18 protein-coding genes and 3 tRNA genes are annotated in these 20,020 nt (G+C 70.8%); 11 read left to right on the forward strand and 10 right to left on the reverse strand.

Annotated elements, in window-relative coordinates:
• Positions 1-307 precede the first annotated feature (307 nt).
• Positions 308-685, forward strand: coding sequence for a dihydrofolate reductase family protein (locus GUI43_RS33845; protein ID WP_249037728.1), 378 nt, complete (start codon positions 308-310; stop codon positions 683-685).
• A gap of 179 nt (positions 686-864) precedes the next feature.
• Here the strand turns inward: GUI43_RS33845 and GUI43_RS12235 are convergent.
• Positions 865-937, reverse strand: a tRNA-Arg gene (locus GUI43_RS12235).
• A gap of 35 nt (positions 938-972) precedes the next feature.
• Positions 973-1,063 (reverse strand) — tRNA-Ser (locus GUI43_RS12240).
• A gap of 146 nt (positions 1,064-1,209) precedes the next feature.
• Between GUI43_RS12240 and GUI43_RS34540 the strand changes: the two genes are divergently transcribed.
• Positions 1,210-2,598 carry a hypothetical protein gene (locus GUI43_RS34540; RefSeq protein ID WP_249037729.1) on the forward strand — a complete coding sequence of 463 codons (1,389 nt, stop codon included), beginning with the start codon at positions 1,210-1,212 and terminating at the stop codon, positions 2,596-2,598.
• Positions 2,599-2,602: 4 nt separating this feature from the next.
• On the opposite strand, the gene GUI43_RS12250 is transcribed toward GUI43_RS34540, so the two are convergent.
• Positions 2,603-3,373, reverse strand: a complete 771-nt coding sequence (locus tag GUI43_RS12250; RefSeq protein WP_112583994.1) for a CPBP family intramembrane glutamic endopeptidase — start codon at positions 3,371-3,373, stop codon at positions 2,603-2,605.
• Between the two features lie 144 nt (positions 3,374-3,517).
• On the opposite strand from GUI43_RS12250, the gene GUI43_RS12255 reads away from it, so the two are divergent.
• Complete coding sequence (locus GUI43_RS12255) at positions 3,518-4,633, forward strand: globin domain-containing protein (RefSeq protein ID WP_112698838.1); 1,116 nt, start codon at positions 3,518-3,520, stop codon at positions 4,631-4,633.
• A 68-nt stretch (positions 4,634-4,701) separates the two neighbouring features.
• Here the strand turns inward: GUI43_RS12255 and GUI43_RS12260 are convergent, their stop codons facing one another.
• Entirely contained in the window at positions 4,702-6,231 is a 1,530-nt protein-coding gene (locus GUI43_RS12260; RefSeq protein WP_112583823.1) for a peptide deformylase, read from the reverse strand.
• 326 nt (positions 6,232-6,557) lie between these two features.
• Between GUI43_RS12260 and GUI43_RS12265 the strand changes: the two genes are divergently transcribed.
• On the forward strand, positions 6,558-7,334 hold the full coding sequence (locus tag GUI43_RS12265; protein ID WP_112601320.1) for an IucA/IucC family C-terminal-domain containing protein: 777 nt from the start codon (positions 6,558-6,560) through the stop codon (positions 7,332-7,334).
• 39 nt (positions 7,335-7,373) lie between these two features.
• On the opposite strand, the gene GUI43_RS12270 is transcribed toward GUI43_RS12265, so the two are convergent.
• Complete coding sequence (locus GUI43_RS12270) at positions 7,374-9,107, reverse strand: DUF6311 domain-containing protein (protein WP_112698839.1); 1,734 nt, start codon at positions 9,105-9,107, stop codon at positions 7,374-7,376.
• 314 nt (positions 9,108-9,421) lie between these two features.
• On the opposite strand from GUI43_RS12270, the gene GUI43_RS12275 reads away from it, so the two are divergent.
• Entirely contained in the window at positions 9,422-10,132 is a 711-nt protein-coding gene (locus tag GUI43_RS12275) for a class I SAM-dependent methyltransferase (RefSeq protein ID WP_112583825.1), read from the forward strand.
• A gap of 63 nt (positions 10,133-10,195) precedes the next feature.
• On the opposite strand, the gene GUI43_RS12280 is transcribed toward GUI43_RS12275, so the two are convergent.
• The gene (locus GUI43_RS12280; protein WP_112583826.1) at positions 10,196-10,738 is read right to left on the reverse strand and encodes a YbhB/YbcL family Raf kinase inhibitor-like protein; all 543 of its coding nucleotides are present in this window, start codon (positions 10,736-10,738) and stop codon (positions 10,196-10,198) included.
• A 110-nt stretch (positions 10,739-10,848) separates the two neighbouring features.
• Between GUI43_RS12280 and GUI43_RS12285 the strand changes: the two genes are divergently transcribed.
• On the forward strand, positions 10,849-11,037 hold the full coding sequence (locus GUI43_RS12285; protein WP_112698840.1) for a hypothetical protein: 189 nt from the start codon (positions 10,849-10,851) through the stop codon (positions 11,035-11,037).
• A 123-nt stretch (positions 11,038-11,160) separates the two neighbouring features.
• On the opposite strand, the gene GUI43_RS12290 is transcribed toward GUI43_RS12285, so the two are convergent.
• A tRNA-Ser gene (locus tag GUI43_RS12290) sits at positions 11,161-11,250 on the reverse strand.
• 161 nt (positions 11,251-11,411) lie between these two features.
• Here GUI43_RS12290 and GUI43_RS12295 point away from each other — a divergent pair.
• Entirely contained in the window at positions 11,412-12,407 is a 996-nt protein-coding gene (locus GUI43_RS12295; RefSeq protein ID WP_112583828.1) for an NAD(P)H-quinone oxidoreductase, read from the forward strand.
• A 20-nt stretch (positions 12,408-12,427) separates the two neighbouring features.
• Here GUI43_RS12295 and soxR read toward each other — a convergent pair whose 3' ends face one another.
• Positions 12,428-12,901 carry a redox-sensitive transcriptional activator SoxR gene (soxR, locus tag GUI43_RS12300; protein ID WP_112583829.1) on the reverse strand — a complete coding sequence of 158 codons (474 nt, stop codon included), beginning with the start codon at positions 12,899-12,901 and terminating at the stop codon, positions 12,428-12,430.
• Between the two features lie 47 nt (positions 12,902-12,948).
• Here soxR and GUI43_RS12305 point away from each other — a divergent pair, with 47 nt between their 5' ends.
• A complete protein-coding gene (locus GUI43_RS12305; protein ID WP_112698841.1) occupies positions 12,949-13,644 on the forward strand; it encodes a thiamine pyrophosphate-binding protein in 696 nt (231 codons plus the stop codon).
• A 5-nt stretch (positions 13,645-13,649) separates the two neighbouring features.
• Positions 13,650-14,543, forward strand: a complete 894-nt coding sequence (locus GUI43_RS12310; RefSeq protein ID WP_112698880.1) for a transketolase family protein — start codon at positions 13,650-13,652, stop codon at positions 14,541-14,543.
• Here GUI43_RS12310 and GUI43_RS12315 read toward each other — a convergent pair.
• Complete coding sequence (locus GUI43_RS12315) at positions 14,529-15,236, reverse strand: glycosyltransferase family 2 protein (protein ID WP_030487790.1); 708 nt, start codon at positions 15,234-15,236, stop codon at positions 14,529-14,531. The genes GUI43_RS12310 and GUI43_RS12315 overlap by 15 nt on opposite strands.
• 123 nt (positions 15,237-15,359) lie before the next feature.
• On the opposite strand from GUI43_RS12315, the gene GUI43_RS12320 reads away from it, so the two are divergent.
• Both GUI43_RS12320 and GUI43_RS12325 read left to right on the forward strand, forming a co-directional pair.
• Complete coding sequence (locus GUI43_RS12320; RefSeq protein WP_249037730.1) at positions 15,360-17,579, forward strand: glycosyltransferase family 39 protein; 2,220 nt, start codon at positions 15,360-15,362, stop codon at positions 17,577-17,579.
• 174 nt (positions 17,580-17,753) lie between these two features.
• Positions 17,754-19,355: a ricin-type beta-trefoil lectin domain protein gene (locus GUI43_RS12325; protein ID WP_112601315.1), complete on the forward strand. Its 1,602-nt coding sequence runs from the start codon at positions 17,754-17,756 to the stop codon at positions 19,353-19,355.
• Positions 19,356-19,394: 39 nt separating this feature from the next.
• Here GUI43_RS12325 and GUI43_RS12330 read toward each other — a convergent pair whose 3' ends face one another.
• A complete protein-coding gene (locus GUI43_RS12330) occupies positions 19,395-19,994 on the reverse strand; it encodes a hypothetical protein (protein ID WP_112698842.1) in 600 nt (199 codons plus the stop codon).
• Positions 19,995-20,020: the final 26 nt, after the last annotated feature.

Genomic DNA, 20,020 nt, shown 5'->3' on the forward strand with positions numbered 1-20,020 from the left:
TGGTCGCCGCAGCCGCGCCTGCCATCCGCACGCGTACTCATCTCGTGCCGGGCGTCACGATTCCTCGCCCGGGGTCGACCAGGCCGGAGGTTGTCGGTCCTGACTGTCGACGTCGCTAGACTCAGGAGGAACCTCGGCAGGTTGAAGACGGAGGAGGCCGTGGCGTTGCGGTTCGAGCATCGCGACACCGAGACCGACGTGAGCCTGCAGCCTCGATCGTCGATGGGTACGTGCCGTTCCCAGTGACGGAATCGGGCAGGATCGTCATCGGCGGCGAAAGCTGGGAGGCGCCGACGTTCGAGAACTCGTGCAGACGCTGCACCAGGCAGGACTCGTCGATGTCTACCGGCTACTCCAATACCCGGTCATCGTCGGCACGGGAAAGCGCCTGTTCCCGGACGGATCGACGCCCGCGACGTTCGCAACCGGCGAAGAGAGCTCGCGCGTACTGCCTGGCGGCGTCGTCTCGCTGACCCTCAACCCCACGAGCCTCGGCGCGATCTCCGCAGGCGCGTACGCGGTCAACAAAGGGCGCTCGGCGACGGTCCTTCGACTGACAACGGCTTGCGGCAATCCCGCGCCGGCGCAGGTAGGCCCGGCTCGCCTTCGACGCGTACGCCTTGTCGGCCAGGACCGGTCCGGCCGGTCCTGCGACGACCCGTGGCCAGGCGGGGAACACGAATAGCCCCGAAGATCGCTATGAACGCCGACGTAGGTGGACCATCTCCAGGGGTCGCTCTCGGCAACTCTCCGTAACGGTCAGCCAGCCTCAGCGGCCGGGTCGTGCACCCATGGGGGCACGAAAAACGCCCCTCTGGTCGACTTCCGTCGACGGCCAAAGGGGCGTTTTCTCTGCTACTGCTGTGCGCCCGAAGGGACTCGAACCCCTAACCTTCTGATCCGTAGTCAGATGCTCTATCCATTGAGCTACGGGCGCTTGTGCTCAGCCAGTGTACACACCCGGCTTTCGCGCGGAGACTCCGGGATTCGAACCCGGGAGGGGCTTTAAGACCCCAACCGCATTAGCAGTGCGGCGCCATAGACCAGACTAGGCGAAGTCTCCCTGGTGATCCTCAGACCACCGCGCCCGAGGATACAGGTCGCCACCCACCGGGAGCAAAACGACTTCCTGGGTACGCCCCCCGGGCTTCGCCCGGGCCCGTGTTTCAACGCTGTGCGCCGGCGTGATCGGGACTACGCTCCATCGATATGCAGGAGCAGCCGCCCAGCGAGTCGACCCGTCGAGAGCCTGCTGAACGAGCGCGTCGGCGCTCCCCACGGGCCACCTTCCGGCCGCCGATCGTGGCCGACGAGCCCGCCGAGGTGGTGGAGCCTGAAGCGGCGGCACCGCCGGCAGCCGCCCCGGCGGGCCAGCGCCCTCGACGGGCCAAGGCTGCCCCGGCGGTGCTCTTCCAGCCACCGGAGCCGGACCGCCCCCTGCCTCGACAGCCCCGGCGCGCACCGACCGAGCTGACCGCCGAGGCCAGCGCGGAGCACACGGAGCACGCGGAGCAGCCGACCGGCGACCATCCAAGTCCAGCAACCGGCCTCGCCTCGACACCGCCGAAGGCGCGGACCGCCCCTGCTCGCAGGGCTGCCCCTCCGCAGGCGGCCGACACGCCCGCCGAGGTGACCCCGGCCACGCCGGCACCCCGCAAGCGCGCCGCAAAACCCACCAAGGCCGCGAGCATCACCGAAGCCGCGAGCACCACCGAAGCGCAGACCACCACCGAAGCGCAGACCATCACAGCCGCGAGCACCACCGGCGAGGCGAGCACCATCACGCCAACGGCCCCGGCCAAAGCCGCAAAGACCACCAAGCGCGCGGCCACCCCACGAAAGAGCACCACGCCGACAGAGCCCGCCCCCGAACCCGTGGTCGGGCCGCACACGGCGCCCGCCGAGCCGCGGACGGCACCGGCAGCACCCGCCGTGCGGCAGGCTGAGCCGGCTCTGCGGCGTACCCCGGAATCGGAGCTGCGCGCGGTCGCCGCGCGCGTGCTCGACCACCCTGGCTTCGCACCGGAGCTGCTGGCTCTGGCCGCGGTGCGGGCGTTCGGGCCCGGCGCGGCCGGGTGGGCCGCCGGGTTGCGTGCCCGGTACCCGGACGCCTCGGCGGACGGCCTGGCCCGGTTGGCGACCCGGCGGTTCGTCCGCTCCGCGGGTGCGGGTGGGGCGACCGCCGCGCTGGCCGGCTTCTTCGCACCGCTGGCCGAGTTGGCGGCGGTGCTGTGGACGCACTCGGAGCTGGTGCTGCACCTGGCCGCCGCGTACGGCAAGGATCCGACGCATCCCGACCGGGCCGTCGACCTGCTGGTGCTGACCCAGGTGCACCCGGATCGGGCTAGCGCGGCGGCGGCCCTGGCCGCCGCCGAGTCGGCGGGTGACCCGGTCGAGGGGGCGTGGCCGCGGGCGGCGGAGGCGGCTTGGCGGTTGGCCGCGCCGCTCACGGCGCAGGCCGGTGGTTGGGTGGCGTTGCGGCTGGTGGCCCGGTTGCTGCCGGGCGCGGCGGTGCTCGCGGCGGCGTTGGGTGACTCGGCGGCGGCCGACCGGCTCGCGGCCCGAGCGGCGGCCGTCTACCGACCCGACCGGCGCTGACGGGTCAGAGCCAGTCGAACCACTCCCGGGGCAGCAGCGCGTAGCCGACGAAGGCGAACACGTCGAGCAGTGTGTGCGCGATGATCAGCGGCAGCACCCGCCGGGTGCGCAGGTAGAAGAGGCTGAACACGACGCCCATGATCGCGTTGCCGACGAAGGCGCCGAAGCCCTGGTAGAGATGGTACGAGCCGCGCAGCAGCGCGCTGGCCGCGATGATCGCGGCCAGCCGCCACTGGAGCTGGCGCAGCCGGGTGACCAGGTAACCGACCACGATCACCTCTTCCAGCACGGCGTTCTGCACGGCGGCGAGGATCAGCACCGGAACCGTCCACCAGACGTCCGGCAGCGCGGCCGGCACCAGCGTGGCGTTGAGACCCAGGTGGGCCGCCACCCAGAACAACGCCAGCCCGGGTAGGCCGATCAGCGCCGCCAGGCCGGCGCCGCGCGCCACGTCCTGACCGGGCCGCCGGGCGTCCAGGCCGAGAGTCCGCGCCGGGTCGCCGGGGTCACGGGTGAGCAGGTGTACGGCGAGCAGCACGGGCAGCAGCGCGAACACGATGCCGAGCAGCTGGTACGTGAGGTCCAGCCAGGGGCGGGCCGACGCCGAGGTGTTCAACGAGGCGGTCTGCTTGGAGAGCGGACCGTCGGCGGTCAACTTCGCGATGATCGAGACCACCGCGTAGATCGCGGACTGGCCGAGGGAGAGGCCGAGGACCAGCAGCGTCTCGGTGCCCAGCAGTCGGCGGGACACCGGGCGGGTCAGCTCAACGGTCACCGCACCACTCTGCCCGACGCACGGCACCCGGGACACGGCCGACCGGCCACCATGAGCCGATCGCACATTCTGTGCGACCGGTCGACACTCTCCGTGGAGATTCTATGGGCGCCCGATCCGTTGCCGTCTGGAGAAGGAGCGTCCGTGGACAACCTCGCGCGGTTGCTGAAGGAGAGCTGGACCCTGGTCGAGGACGACCGGGTCCGGTTGAGCGGTCACTTCTACGCTCGGCTGTTCCTGCTCGACCCCGCCCTGCGGCAACTCTTCCCGGTGCAGATGACCGGTCAGGGCGACCGCCTACTCGAAGCGATCATCACGGCGATCCACACTGTCGACGACCCGGAGAGCTTCGACGAGTTCCTCCGGGCGCTGGGCCGCGACCACCGCAAGTACCACGTCGACGAGCGGCACTACGCCACGATGGGCGTCGCACTTCTGGACGCGCTGCGCAGCACCGCCGGCGACGGCTGGAACCTGGAGTACGACCAGGCGTGGCGGGAGGCGTACGCGGCGATCGCCGCCCTGATGGTGGCCGGCGCCGCCTCCGACGACGACCCGCCGTTCTGGCACGCCGAGGTGCTGACCCACGAGCGGTACGGCCCGGACACCGCCGTTCTGACCTGCCGGGCGTTGCAGCATCCGCTGCGTTGGCAGGCGGGGCAGTACGTGAGCCTGGAGGTGCCGCGCTACCACCCCCGGGTGTGGCGCAACTACTCGGTGGCGAACGCCCCGAACGACGACAACGTGCTGGAGTTCCACGTGCGGTCTCCGGGGGCCGGCTGGGTGTCCGGCGCCCTGGTGCGGCGGGTACGGCCGGGTGACCTGCTCCGCCTGGCGGCGCCGATGGGGTCGATGACAGTGGACCGCGCCTCGGAACGGGACATCCTCTGCGTGGCCGGCGGCGTCGGGCTGGCGCCGATCAAGGCGCTGGTGGAGGAGTTGGCCACCTTCAACCGGACCCGGTGGGTGCACGTCTTCTACGGCGCACGGCAGGCGGCCGACCTGTACGGCCTGGACGGGTTGCAGGAGTTGGTGGCCGTACACCCGTGGTTGTCGGTCACCGCGGCGTGCAGTGAGGATCCGGACTTCGACGGCGAGCAGGGCGAGATCCCGGAGGTCGTGGCCCGGTACGGCCCGTGGACCACGCACGACTGCTTCGTCTCCGGTGCCGCCCGGATGGTCCGGTCCACCCTGCGGGTGCTGGCCGCGGACAACGTGCCGCCGCCGCACATCCGCTACGACACCTTCGGTGACCTCTAGACGTTCCTCCCCCCACACCGGGGCGCGTGCCCCTGCCCCCTGGGGCACGCGCCCCGGTCCCTTCCTGGTCAGTAGCGCCAGGGGCGCCCGGTCTCGCGGTACTCCTCCACCGGCACCAACGGCACGCCGGGTGCCATCCGGTCGACGTAGAGCCGACCCTCCAGGTGGTCGATCTCGTGTGCGACCAGCCGGGCCATGCCGAATTCGAACGACGTGATGATCCGGCTGCCGTCCCACTGGGCGTGTTCCACGTCCAGGCGCAGTGGCCGGGGCACCAGACCTCGGTGGTCGAAGAAGGAGAGGCAGCCCTCGTACTGCTCGTCGGTCTCCGGGTCGGCGTCGACCACACGTGGGTTGAGCAGTACGACCGGCTCCGCCGACCGGTCGGGGGGCCGCACCACGGCCGCCGCGCGGCCGATGCCGAACTGCGGGGCGGCGACGCCCACCCCCTTGTTGAACGGGTGCAGCTCGTCGAGCCGGGCCAGGGCCATGGTGAGCCGGTCGACCACGTCCCGGGCGACGTGTTCCTCCCCGGGCAGGTCGAACGGGCGAGCCCGCTGGCGGAGCAGGTCGTCCCCGCGTTGCACGATGCCGAGGCCGCGCATCCGGTCGCTGGGTCGGACCCGTGCGCCGCCGGGGCCGATGTCCGGTTCGGTGTCCGGGCGGGCACGGAACCGCCACTGCATCCGGTAGCGGGCGTTCAACGGGGGATCGTCGGTCTGCCAGTCGTAGATCACCCGGTCGCCCTCGTCGTGACGCTGCGGCGCCGTCCGCAGCGGGCCCTCCTCCGCGCTGAGGGAGGTCTCCACGCCCCAGACCTGCGGGTCGAGGGCCGCGGGCAGGTCCAGGCGTACGGCGAGCTGCCGGGTGGGCAGTCGGACGGCTCGCTGGAACCAGGGGCCCCACTTCTCGTGCCCGACGCTGTACGCGTACTCGATGGTGGCCCGGTCGCCCGGGTAGAGGGGGAAGCGTCGCTCCCCGTTCTCGAAGAGCAGCCAGATCTCCTTGAACGCGTCCCGATCGTGCTTGGCTCGCCAGTGCATCGGCTCCGGGTCTCCGCCGCCGTCGTCTCGACGGGCCTGTATCTGCAGCTCGGCGAAGGTGAGGGGGTGCTCCCGATGGTGCCGGTTGGAGCGGCCGGGGTCGTTCGGGTAGCGGTCGACGGCGACCCGGACCAGGTAGCGGGTGACCGGCTCGGTGCCGGCGTTGTACAGCTCACGGTGGATGACGCACCGGTAGCCGTCGTCGGCGTGGGTGAGGGTGGCCAGCTCCCGTTCCACGACCAGGCCGGTGCCGGGTGGCAGCCACTGGCCTGGCAGGTACGGCTCGCGGTGCGGCTGACCCGACCGGGCGTGGCGTAGGTCGTCGTACTCCCGGAAGCGCTGCCAGATCGCGCCGCTTGCCTCCAGGACGGCCTCCGCGCGGCGGGCGAAGTCCTCGGTTGGGCGGTGCCGGCGCCCCTCGACATGGCTCACGTAGGACGGGTCGAACCCCATCAGGACGGCCAGTTGCTTCTTGGACAACCCGCGCCCGGTCCGTTGCCGGGCGAGTTCGGCCGCGAAGGAGTCGGCAGCCCGTTCGAGGGGTGAGGTCGTCATCAGCTTCCTCGTGGCCGGGGCTATAAGTTTCACGTTCCGTGCGCAAGCACACACGCAAGTGGCATGTTTTCGACACACCGCTTGACAATCCACCGATGGTCATCGATTGTGCGGCGGCGTTTCCCAGCACTGACTCCGGGTAGTACGCGAAGCGCTACACCCTTCGGATACGGGGTGACCTGGGAGTCAGGGATGTGACCAAGGTGAGGCTTCCCTTACGGCCAGGGGCTTGGTTAGGCTAGCCTTAGCTCAGGACGGCACTGGTTCGTCCGCCGGGGCGCACTCCTCGGTCACACAGACAGGGGACGACTCAGGTGACAGCGGTGATGCCACGGCGAGAGGCCGCCACCACGCCGCTCGCTCCCGTCACCGCGGCGCTCCGGGCCATGTTCGGCACCGACGACCTCCCCGGCCTCGCCCGGGGCCTGCTGGTCGACGACGAGCTCGGCTGGGCGCCCGCCACCACCCTGATCGACGGCAGCCGACTGCCGGAGCTGCTGAACGGCGCCGCCGTCCGCTGGGGCGGCACCCCGCACGCCTGCGCGGCGCTGGCCTGGAAGTCCTACAGCTACTGGGCCGCGCTCCCGGTCGTGCTCGGCTGGGCCTCCGCCCGGCGCGTGCCACTGCTCGATCCGGCCGACCTGCTGATTCACTTCGAGGACCATCGGCAGCTGCTCACCATGGGCCTGCGCCGGGGCACCACAGTGGCGGTGCTGCCGAACGATCCGCTGGCACTGGCCGGCCTGCCGGAGGTGCGGGTCGTCGCCGACGAGGCGGAGCTGCTGGCCGCGTTGCGCGCGTCCCTGCTCGACGCTCACCTGGCGCCGCTCATCACGGCGATCCAGTCCGAGGTCCGGGTGGGCACCCGGACGCTGCTCGGCTCTGTCGCCTCCGGCATCGCGCACGGCATCCTGCGGGCCGCCGACGCCCTGCCCGGCTCCACGGTGCAGAGCATCGACACAGTGCTCGGCGCGCTCGACCTGGCCGACCTGATCGAGCTGGTGCCGGGGCCGACCGGTGAGCCGACAGTGCAGCGCCGCACCTGCTGCCTCGCCTTCACCCTGCCCCGCCCGAAGGTCTGCCAGGGCTGCTGCGTCCGCTAGGGCGGCCTGGGCCGCGCCGCTCAGTCGGTGCCGTACTGCTCAGTCGGTCAGTGACCGGACATCCCACACCCACACGCCGCCGGTAAAGACCGGTTGTATCCCGGTCAGCTCGGTCATGCCCCGGCGCAGTGCGGCCTCGTGCTCGTGTGGCCCGAGGATGACCACCCCGGCCCGCCAGTAGCGCAGGTCGTCGACCGCTCGGACCCGACTCTGCGGTGTAATCGGCGGCACCGCCCCGGTGCGCCGGATGGTGGCGAAGAAGCTGCTGGTGGGGCGGGGCGTCGCACCGAACAACGCGACCTTCGGCGGATCGGCGTTCGGGCGGGTGTCCGGGCCGAGGAAGTAGCCACGGGCCAGCGGCATGTCCAACCGGGTCGCCGCGGACCAGCGCAGCGGCTCGGCGTAGGTGGTGTCCGGCAACGGCAGGGTCACCACACTGCGCCCACCGGTCACGTACGGCCGCCAGGCCCCACTGGTCACGAAGCTGGGGACCGGGTCGGGGCGGGCCACGGGCAGCGGGGTGGGGACGATCGGCAACAGGGCCATCGTGAGCACTGTGGCGGTGACGAAGCGAACCTGCCCCCGAGCGGCCGGGTGCGCCTCGGCCAACTCGCGGGCACGTTCGGCACCGTAGGCGAGCAGCAGCCCGATGATCGGGGTGATCGCCAACGCCCAGCGTGTCGGCACCACCGAGTGCAGGATGGGCAGGTTCTCCAGCGCCGCCCAGGGGCCCGGCACACCCGTACCCCGGTTGTCGAAGCGGACCTCCCGACCCAGCGAGAGCACCGCGAAGAGCAACCCGAGCGCGGCCAGCGCGAGCACCACGATCGAGCGGCGCAGCCACCAGACCAGGGCGATCACCAGCACCACCAGTGACCAACCGAAGAAGCTGTTCTCCTCGGTCGGGTTCTTGGCCAGGCCCGCGGCGGTGCGTGCGCTACCGGCGAGTGATTCCCGGGAGTACGCGACGAACGAGGCCACGTCGCTGGAGTAGCCGCGGATGAGGCGGGACAGCCCGGAGTACGCGTCCGGTCCGAAGAACTGGACGTAAAGGGGGTACGCGAGCAGGAGCGCGGCGACCCCGGCGGCGACGGCCAGCCCGGCGATGAAGGATCGGGCCCGCGACCGTAGATCCGGGCGGCCGAGGGCGAGCACGCCGACGGTCACGCCGAGCCCGATCGCGGTCATCAGCAGGATCTCCAGGTTGAGGAACGCCTGCCAGACGATGACCAGCGCGAGGAGGACCCCGTTGCGCAGCCAGCGGCCCGGTTCACCGAGTCGTAGCGTGCGCCAAATGATCAACGGGACGACGAACTGCGACACGATGTTCGGGTGCCCATTGGCGTGCGACACCATGGCCGGCGCGAACGCGCAGAAGCCGGCACCCAGCCACGCCGGCCCCCGGCTGCCGATCAGAACCCGGGAGAGCACGAAATACCAGGCCGTGGCGGTGGCAATCATGCCGGCGGTGAGAAAGATCAGAAATGACGCTCGCGGCCCGAACAACAGGGTGATCGGCGTCATTGGCAATGAAATGGATAATACGGACGTATTGGCCATCAGATTGACGCCGTCGGGGACGTTCATCTGATTGGAATGGAACGGATACGCAAAGTGCGTGACTACTCGCGCACCGTGGGCCATCATCCATTCGAACTGCGACTGATCGGACTGGTTGTCCCGCACATCGCTGTTCGGGTCCAGCCAGAGTCGACAGGTGACCCAGAAGCCAAGCAGCACGAAGCTCAGCACGGCGACCAGATCGGCCCACATCCCCCTACGGGAAGGCCGAACGGCACCGGAAGCCCTCTCCGCCGACGGCGCGGCGGCCGGGCCGCCGCTGCCGCTGGGCACGTCCGGTTCAGGAGTAGTCATGACAATTCATAGGGTAGTCAGCGTATGGCGCCGCCGTGACATGTTTCGGGGTACTGCCGTACTATGTGCCGGGTTCGCCGACCGCCGATCACGAACCCACCCCCCGACCACAATTCGGCCACCCCGATGCCCCGATTCTTTCGCCATCCCAGCGGATGATTCACTCTGTCGGTCCAGGCACGGGTCGAGTTCATATCGTGAGGAATCGACGCATGGCAGAAATCACTGGGGATCAGCGCGTGCAGTCCGAGGTGCTGGAAGGCCTGGCAACCGCTGTCAACCACCGTCGCTGGTTCATCGAACTGGCCGTGCCGTATCTCGGCGACGACCCGATCGAGATCGGCAGCGGCCTCGGTGACTACGCACTGGAATGGTCCGAGCGGCTGCCGCGGTTCACCGCAACCGAGGCCGACCCGGACCGGCTCGTGCAGCTCAAGGAGCGCCTCGCCGACCGTCCGAACATCGACGTCCGGCAGATGCTGCTGCCGCACAACGACCGGGGCGACTACAGCGCCGCCGTCTCGTACAACGTCCTGGAGCACATCGAGGACCACGTGGGCGCGCTGGAGAGCATGCGCGACCTGGTCCGACCCGGCGGCGCCGTGATCATCATCGTGCCGGCGTTCCAGTTCGCGATGGGCCCGGCCGACATCGCCACCGGGCACGTCCGCCGCTACACGAAGAAGACGCTCGGGGCGGCGATGACCGACGCCGGTCTGACCATCGAGAAGATGCACTACGCCAACGCGCTCGGGCTGATCGGCTACTTCATGGCCACCAAGGTCTTCCGGCTGATGCCGAAGGAGGGCCCGATGGTCAAGGTGTACGACACCCTCGTCCTGCCCGCCACCAAGGCCGCCGAGCAGCTGGTTCTCCCACCCTTCGGCCAGTCCGTCTTCGCCGTAGCCCGCGTCCCAGCCTGACGCACCCATCCCCGCGATCTTGCACCGCACCTCGCGGTCACGTGCAAGATCGCGGGGTACGGATCATTCCTTGATCTGGTAGGTCGGGCGGATCACCGCTCGGGCCAGGGTGTGGAACGTCAGGTTGAAGCCGACGTAGGCGGGGCTGGCGTCCGGAGTCAGGTCCAGGCGGTCGACGTCCAGGGCGTGCACCGCGAAGACGTAGCGGTGCGGGCGGTCGCCGGGCGGCGGAGCCGCGCCGCCGTAGCCCTGCTCGCCGTAGTCGTTGCGGACCGGGAACGCCCCGCCGAGGTCGGTGCCCGCCGCGCCACCAGCCCCGGTGGGCAACTGGGTGACGTTGACCGGCACGTTCACCAGCACCCAGTGCCAGAAACCGCTGCCGGTCGGCGCGTCCGGGTCGTAGCAGGTCACCGTGAAGCTCTTCGTCTCGGCGGGGAAATCCGACCAGGTCAGCTGCGGCGAGACGTTGTCGCCCCCGGTGCTGCCATGCGCGTGCCGGGCGTCCATCGGCTCGCCGTTCTGCACGTCGTCACTCGTCAGCGTGAACGAGGGCACCGTCGGCAGCAGCTCGTACGGGTCCGGGGCGATCGGTCGTTCCAGGGTCATGGGGACGCGTCCTTCCGATGTGCGGAGATACCAGCCCCTTCTTACCCCGCCACGGCCCTCCCGACGACCGGAAGCGCGCGCTGACCGACTGTGGTTTCGCGGAGCTACGTTTGAGTTCGGGCAACGTTCCGCAGGGGGACATCGTGGCCGGCATCTGGCGGGACTTCGCGGTAGCCGTCATCACCGCGTTCCGCCGCCGGGACGAGCGAGCCATCGCCGACGAACGCCGACGCGCTGTCGAGCGACTGGCCGAGGAGACGATCCGCCGGGAACGGCGGTCCACCGACCCGCCGGAGTGACCGGGACACGGGGGCACCGGACTGCCATCACCCCACCCGCGCCAGATCCACTCGACATTCAGGAAATCGCGGCATCCGCGTGGGCCGAACCCCCCGACTTCCGGGAAGTCGAGTGGATCAAGGTGGCGGAGGGTGTGGGATTCGAACCCACGAAGACATCGCTGCCTTACCGGTTTTCAAGACCAGCGCCATCGGCCACTAGGCGAACCCTCCTGGGCCGTCACCCGTGGGCGTACGGCCACGCATAGTCTGCCACGGCTCGCTCCGGGCGGCCCGGCGTCCCTCCCCGGTGCGCCGGCCAGGCGGTCTGCCGCGTCCACTGTGGGCTGGAGGGTGCGCCTGCGGCACCCGGTGAGATCGGGAAGACTGGGCCCATGCGAGCCATCACGATTCCGCAGCCCGGTGGACCCGACGCGCTGGTCTGGGCCGAGGTGCCCGACCCGGAGCCGGGCCCGGACGAGGTGATCGTGGATGTGCGGGCCAGCGGGGTCAACCGCGCTGACCTGCTGCAACGGCAGGGGCACTACCCTCCGCCGCCGGGCGCGCCCGCGTACCCCGGGTTGGAATGCTCTGGGGTGATCACGGAGGTTGGCGCGGAGGTCGTCGGTTGGGCGGTCGGGCAGCAGGTCTGCGCGCTGCTGGCCGGCGGTGGGTACGCGGAGCGGGTTGCGGTCCCCGCCGGGCAACTGCTGCCGGTGCCCTGCGACCCGGTCGACGCGGCGGCGCTGCCCGAGGTGGCCTGCACGGTCTGGTCGAACCTGGTTCAGGTGGCGCGGCTCGGCACTGGCGACACGCTGCTGGTGCACGGCGGGGGCAGCGGGATCGGCACCTTCGCCGTGCAGCTCGGGGCGGCCCTCGGCGTCACAGTGCTGACCACCGCGCGGGAGGGCAAGCACGCCCGGCTGCGTGAGTTGGGTGCGGCGCACCTGATCGACTACCGGGAGCAGGACTTCGTCGAGGAGGTCCGGCGGGTCACCGACGGGCGCGGCGTGGACGTCATCCTCGACATCATGGGTGGGTCCTACCTGGGGCGGAACGTTTCCGCGCTGGCCACCGGCGGTCGGCTCGTGGTGATCGGGATGCAGGGTGGGCGCAAGGCGGAGTTGGATCTCGGCGCGCTGTTGACCAAGCGGGCGAGCGTCACCGCGACGTCGCTACGGTCCCGTCCGCTCGCTGAGAAGGCGGAGATCGTCCAGGGCGTACGGGACGAGGTGTGGCCGTTGGTCGAGGCGGGTCGGATCCGGCCGATCGTGGACCGACGGCTGCCGATGACGGAGGCGGCGGAGGCGCACCGGCTCGTCGAGTCGAGCGATCACTTCGGCAAGGTGCTGCTCACCCGCCCGCCGGGTGGCGGGTCGGCCGTCAGCTGAGCGAGCCTGCCGGGTGGCCGTCAGTTGAGCGAGCCTGCCAGCGTCGGGTCGTCCGTCGGTCGGGGCAGCACCAGCCGGGCGCCCGGGCCCTCGCCGGCCAGCGTGTCCTCCGGGTTGTTGAGCGTGCAGCGCTGCAAGGACAGGCAGCCGCAGCCGATGCAGCCGTCCAGGTCGTCACGGAGCTTGGTGAGCAACCGGATCCGCTCGTCCAGTCGGCTGCGCCAGCTCGCCGAGAGCCGCGCCCAGTCCTGCGGGCTCGGGGTGCGGGCCTCGGGAAGCGAGTCGAGTGCCTCCCGGATCTCGTCGAGCGAGACGCCGACCTGCTGGGAGATCCGGATGAAGGCGACCCGCCGCAGCTCGGCGCGGGCGTACCGGCGCTGATTGCCGCCGGTGCGGTCGGCGCGGATCAGCCCGAGTCGCTCGTAGTAGCGCAGCGCCGACGGTGCCACCCCGGAGCGGGCGGACAGCTCACCGATCGTCAGTAGATCCGGCATCCCCAGGTCCTTGAGTTGAAGTCCACTTCAACTCACACAGTAGTGGCATGACCACCACACTGCCCACCGACAGCAGCGCCCGACTGCCCGGGCTGATCCGACGACTGACCGGCGACGAGAAGCACGCGCCGAGCGCGCACTCCACCACCGATGTGCTCCAGGTGCTCTACGACCGCGTGCTGCGGGTCACCCCCGACACCGCCGACGATCCGCAGCGGGACCGGTTCCTGCTCTCCAAGGGTCACGGACCGGCCGCCTACTACGCGGTGCTCGCCGCGCACGGCTTCATCCCGGACGCCTGGCTCGACGACCTGGCCGGACCGGCGAGCCGGCTCGGCCACCACCCGGACCGGCTCCTGGTGCCCGGGGTCGAGATCGGCTCCGGCTCCCTCGGGCACGGGCTCGGGCTGGCCGTCGGCACCGCGCTCGGCCTGCGCGCCCAGGGGCTGCTCAACCCCCGGGTGTACGTGCTGCTCGGCGACGCCGAACTGGACGAGGGATCCAACCACGAGGCGATCGCGTACGCGGGAGCGACAGGCCTCGACAGCCTCACCGCGATCGTTGTCGACAACTCGTCGGCCAGCCACGGGTGGGCCGGTGGCATCGCCAGCCGGTTCACCGTCAACGGTTGGACCGCCGACACCGTCGACGGCCGGAACCACGAAGCCCTGTACGCGGCGCTGACCGGGCACCGACCACGACACCCGCACCTGGTGGTCGCCCGCACCGAGAGCAAGGGATGACCGACATGCGTACCGCCTTCATCGACACCGCCAACGCGCTCCTCGACGAGAATCCGCGTACCGCACTGGTGCTGGCCGACATCTCGGTGGCCCAGTTCGCCTCGGCCAGCCACCGCCACCCGGACCGGGTGCTCAACGTCGGGATCCGGGAGCAACTGATGATCGGGGTGGCCGGCGGGCTCGCCCTGACCGGGCTGCGTCCGATCGCACACTCGTACGCGACGTTCCTGGTGGACCGGGCGTACGAGCAGATCAAGTTGGATCTGGACCACCAGGGCGTGGGCGCCGTCCTGGTCAGCATCGGCGCGTCGTACGACGGGTCGGCTGAGGGCCGCACCCACCAGTCGCCCGGGGACGTGGCGCTCTTCGACTCCCTCGGTGACGGCTGGACGGTCCGGGTGCCCGGCCACCCGGACGAGGTGGCGCCGCTGTTGCGCAACGCCGCGACCAGCGACGATCCGATCTACCTGCGGCTCTCCGAGCAGCGCAACGCCGAGGCGTACCCGGACGCCACAGGGCTACGGGTGATCCGGCGAGGCCTGACGAATGCGCCCCTCGTGGTGGCGGTCGGACCGATGCTCGACCCCACAGTGGCGGCGACCGAGGGAATGGACGTGACTGTGGCGTACACCCACACGCCCCGGCCGCTCGACACGCCCGGGCTGCGGGCGCTCGCCAACACCGACGTGGTGCTGGTCGAGCCGTACCTGGCGGGAACATCGAGCGCGCTCGTCAGCCGGGCCCTGGCGGACGTGCCGCACCGACTGCTCGCCCTCGGGGTGGGTCAGACCGACCTGCGACGGTACGGCGATCCGGCCGACCACGCCCGGTGGCATGGTCTGGACGCCGACGGCCTGCGGCGGTCGATCAGCGGGTTCCTGGGGTCAGTTGGCGGCTGAGACGGCGGGGCGGCGGCGAGCGCGCTCGCGCCCGAGGATCCAGATCGCCTCGACGCCGTCCTTCCAGGTGATCTTCTTGCCCTCTTCGCGGCCGCGCGCCCGGTAGCTGATCGGCACCTCGTACGGCCGGATCCGGCGACGCAGCAGCTTGCCGGTCACCTCGGCCTCCATGCCGAAGCCGCGCGAGCGCACCTCAAGCGACCGGTAGAGCGCCACCGGCATCAGCTTGAAGCAGGTCTCCAGGTCGCCGATGTACGAGTTGAACAGCACGTTGGCCGCCATCGTGACGCCCTTGTTGCCCATCACGTACCAGAAGCTGTAGGCGCTGTGGCTGCCGAAGGTGCGATTGCCGTAGACCACCGTGGCCCGACCGTCGAGCACCGGGTCGAGCAGCTTGGGGATGTCCTGCGGGTCGTACTCCAGATCGGCGTCGAGGATGACCATGTAGTCACCCTCGGCGCTGTCGACCGCCGTCTTGATGGCGGCACCCTTGCCGGCGTTGCGCTGGTGGGTGATGACCCGCAGGCGCGCGTCGTCGGCGCGACCGAGGACCTCGCCGGTGCCGTCGCGGCTGCCGTCGTCAACAACGACCAATTCGATCTCACAGGGATAGTCCACCGCCAATGCCTGCTTGAGGGCATCCGCGATGCGTTCTTCCTCGTTGTAGACCGGCATGAGGATCGAGAGCTTCACGGGGATCTCCACGGTGGCGGCAACACGTCGGCCATAGCCTAGCCTGGTTGGTTTGTTTACCGCGTACCGCTACCGCTGGGCAGTCGGCGCGGCGGCTTCAGATCAATGGTGTTTACTTCCGCCATGTCGGCTGCCGGCTCCCTGCTCGCGGCGGTTCCTGCCGCCGCGGTGCTCCTGCTCATCGTCGCGGCGATGCCACGCGAGGCTGGCGCGGTCGCACCGCTGCGGCTCGCCGTGGTGCGCGCCGTCCTGCTCACCGGGGCGTACGCGGTGCTCGTCGTCGAGGTGCTCGGCGCGTCGCACGCGCTGACCCGAGGCGCGTTCACCGTCGCCTGGCTGCTCTTCCTGGTCGCGGCGGCAGCGGCGACCGGTCTGCGCTGGCGACGGGCGACCCGCCTCGGGCAGCCGCCCGCCGCCGCACCGGTGCCGGTCAGCGCTGCGCCGGCAGTCAGCGCTGCATCGCGGCCGGTGCCGGTCGGCGCTGTGGTGTCCGGTGGCGGACCCGACGTGTCCACCCCGGCCGCCGAGCGCGGTGAGCCCACCTCCGCGCCGACCCGGGCTGCTCGAAGGTTCGCTGACCTTCGTGCCGTAGCGGTCGACGCGTGGCGTACGGCCCGACCGGGTGAGCGGCTCCTCGCCGGCACGGTCGGCGGGCTGGTCCTGGTGGAACTGCTGGTCGCGCTGTTGGCCGAGCCGAACAACTTCGACTCGCAGACGTACCACCTGCCGAAGGTGGAGCACTGGGTGGCCCAGGGCGACCTGGACTTCTGGCCCACCGCCATCCACCGGCAGGTGACCATCCCGCCCGGAGCCGAGTACCTGCTGCTGCACCTGCGCCTGCTCACCGGCGGGGACCACCTGCACAACCTGGTGCAGTGGGCGGCCGGGGTGGTCTGTCTCCTGGTGGCCGCCCGGATCACCGCACAGCTCGGCGGCGGCAGGCGGGCCCAGTTGCTCACCGCGTTCGTGCTGGCGACCACGCCGATGGTGGTGCTCCAGGCCACCAGCACGCAGACCGACCTGATCTGCGCGGCGTGGGTGGCCTGCGCGGCGACAGTGGTGCTGGACGGGCTGAGTCGACGGACCGGCTGGGGCACGCTGCTCGGGCTGGGTGCGGCCACCGGGCTGACCGCGGTGACCAAGACCAGCGGCCTGATCGCGGTCGGCCCGCTGCTGGTGCTCTGGGGACTGGCCCAGTTGAGGCTGGCCCGGAGCAGGAACGCCGCGTCGACCGACCCGGCAGCCGCGGGCGGTGGTCGGCGGTCCTGGCCGATCGGTGGGCTGGCCCGCACGGTCGGCGGTTCGGTGCTGATCCTGGTGGTCGCTGCCGTGGTGGTCGGCCCTTTCCTGGCTCGGGTGACCGCCGAGTTCGGGCACCCGCTGGGGCCGCCCCGGCTGCGCGAGTCCATTCCGATGGAGCGGCACGACCCGGCGTCGATAGTGGTCAACGCGCTGCGGATCGGGCACACCGCGTTCGACACGCCACTGGCGCCGCTGCGTCGGGCCGGGGCCGAGCTGATCATCAGCGGCGCCGAGGCGATCGGGGTCGACCCGCAGGACCGTGCGATCACCTTCGGGCGGGAACTGTTCCCGGAGCCGGCCTGGTATCCGGACGAGGACCGGGTCGCGTTTCCGCTGGCCGGGGCGTTGGCGGTGATCGGTGCGGTGATGGCGCTCGCCCGACCACGGCGGATCGCTCCCGAGCGGGCCGGGTCGCTGCGGGCGTACGCCGCGGTGGTGCTGACCGCCGTGCTGCTGCACACCGCGATGATCAAGTGGCAGCCGTGGGGGAACCGGCTGCTGCTCTACGCCGTGGTGCTCGCCGTGCCCCTCGCCGGCCTCTGGCTGGACGCTCTCCTGCGCAACCGCGCCGGTGGGCGTCGAACGGTTGCCACGGTGGCGGCCGTCACCGTGCTGGCCACCTCGGCGCTGGCCGGGGTACTCGCAGTGTCGTACGGCTTCCCGCGCCGGCTGGTCGGCGCCGGCTCGGTCTTCACCACCTCGGACTGGGACACCCGGTTCCTGCGCCGCCCCCAGTGGGCCGACGAGTTCCGCTGGGCGGCGACCGCGGTCCAGGACAGCGGTGCGCGGCGGATCGGGCTGGTGCAGCAGAACGACAACTGGGAGTACCCGTGGTGGCTGCTGCTGCGGCAGCCCGACGGCGGCTCACCGGACCTGGTGGCGTTGCAGTCGGTACTGCCGGAACGGCCGCCGGCCGACCCCTCCTCGGTCGACGCGATCGTCTGCACCGGCAACAAGGCGGCCTGCGCCAAACTCGTCCCGGCCGGCTGGCGGCTGGAGTTCCGCGGCTACGTGGGCTACGCCCTGCCGCCGGGCCGCTGAACCAGAAGCCGGCCCGCGCTGCCGTGGCGCTGGCGCGCGGGCCCGGATAGTCCGATCCGGGCGGTTCCGCATCCGGCGCGCAAGGACCTGAAGCGCATTCACATCTATTGATCCGCACGTTACCGTCTGGTAACTCAATCGACGTCCCGCGATTGAGCCGAAAGGAGTGCGTCGATGCCTGCAATCCCCGCCAGGCCCGAACGCGCGACCCGACGACGGGCCATTACCGTCGCCGTCGCCGTCGCCGCTCTCGTCCTACCGATGCTCGCCGGACCGGCCACCCCCGCCACCGCCGCCGACAGACCGACCGTCCAACCACTCCCCGCCAACCTCGAAGCCATCCGGGCCGCCGAGGCGACCGCCCTCTACGGCAGCCCGGCGATACGCCCGATCGAACAACGGCGTACCGCGTTGATCACCATGGGTGACAGCGAGATATCCGGCGAGGGGGTCGGCAACTACGTCCCCGGCACCCACCAGGACGGCAACTGGTGCGACCGCTCGTACGACCAGGCGGTCTTCCGCACCGGCATCACGTCGGACGCGCAGTACAACATCGCCTGCTCCGGTGCCACCCCGTGGAACCTGATCGCCGGCGGCCCGACCCAGCACAACGAGCTGAACCAGGGCGACTACCTGGGCATCAAGGCGCGCAACACGCACGTGAAGCTGATCTGGGTGGTGGTCGGCGCGAACGGTGACGGCACCATCCAGTTCGGTCCGGTCGCCACCGACTGCGCCGTCCGCCGCGTCTTCTTCCAGGGTGCCTGCTACCCCACCTACACCGACCAGTGGACGATCCGCACCGACGGCAGCCGGCAGGCCGTGGAGTCGGCGCTGACCGACATCCGGCAGACCATGACCAACGCCGGCTACCTGCGGTCGGACTACGAACTGGTGCTGATGTCGTACCCAAGCCCCGGCAGCCCCGACGTGGAGGACAACCCCAACTTCCCCGGCTGGTACTCCGGCGGTTGTCTGCTCTACCTGGCCGACGCGGCGTTCGCCCGGAACAAGGCGGTGCCGATGTTCGAGTCGGCGCTGCGCTCGGCCGCGGCGAACACCGGCACCCGCTACCTGGATGCCAGCCGGCTCTTCCACGGGCACGAGGTGTGCACCGACAACACCTCGGTCCGCGGCCTCTTCATCGAGGTCGGCATCTGGAACGAGAACGCCGCCCGACAGTCGTTCCACCCGAACGCCCGCGGGCACGGCATGTTCGCCCAGTGCATCACCCAGTTCTGGAACTCCGGGCAGACGCGGGCCAGCTGCGTCGACCCGGCCAGCACCGGCGGTGGCGTGCTCTACCCGGGGCTGCTGGAGTTCAAGCAACTGCGCAACGTGGCCACCGGCACCTGTGTCGACGGCAAGGGGTACGACTCCCGCAACGGCACCGCGCAGCAGCCGTACTCCTGCCACGGCGGGCGTAACCAGGGCTTCTGGTACGACTCGGCCCGACGGTCGCTGCACTCGGAGCTGTCCCACGACCGTTGCCTGGACGTCGCCAACAGCTCGATGACCGCCGGCACCGCTGTCAACATCTACGACTGCAACGGCACCGGAGCGCAGCAGTTCGTCTTCGTGGGTAACCAGATCAGGCCGGCGAGCGCCAACAACCTCTGCGTGGCGTTCGACAACCCGCTGCTGGGCAGCTCTCGCCTGCGGTTGGCGAACTGCTCCAGCAGCACCCGGCAGCAGTGGTCGTTCGAGGCCCGTACCGCCGCCAACCCGGTCGGCTACGGTCACGACGACTTCATCGGCTCCCGCGTCTACTGACGAGGGCAGGGGCCCTGGCGTCGACCAGGGCCCCTGCGCTCACTTGGCGCGGGGAATGAGGACGAGCCGGGCCACGCCCTTGTCGCCGTCCTTCGCGCCGGCGACGCCGAGCGTCGCGCCGACAGTGACGTCGCTCGGCTGCACTGTGGCCCGCCGCTCGACCACCCGCAGGTCGTCGCCGAAGGTCCAGGTCATGGTGAAGCCGTCGGTGGACTTGACGGTCATCGAGTCGCCGTCGATCGCTGTCACCTCGCCGCGCTGCACGGCGACGGTCTGCGTACCGCCGTCCTTCGTCTTCACCACCGCCTCACCGTGCAAGGTGTTCCTGCGCAGCAGCACGCGGGCCTGGCGGCGCTTGCGCCACTCCTCACCGCGCTTGTCCCGGGCCTTCTCCTTGGCGCTGGGGGACGCACCCGGCGTCGGCGTGGCCGGTGCGGCGACGGTCCGCACGTCCAGGTCGTCGGCGTCGAAGCCCATCGCGGCCAGCGCCTGACCCTCGACTCCCATGGCGGCGGCGACCTCGACGGCGACATCCCGGGCGGGCTGGCTGGCCACCTCGGCTGCGCCGCAGCCGCTGACGCCGAGCGCGACCGCCGCGAGCAGTGCCGTAGTGCCGGTGGCGATACCCCAACGTGGCATGACTCTCCCTCTCGTCCGTGGAGCCC

It is taken from the genome of Micromonospora noduli (assembly GCF_003264365.1).
GTDB classification, from domain to species: domain Bacteria; phylum Actinomycetota; class Actinomycetes; order Mycobacteriales; family Micromonosporaceae; genus Micromonospora; species Micromonospora noduli.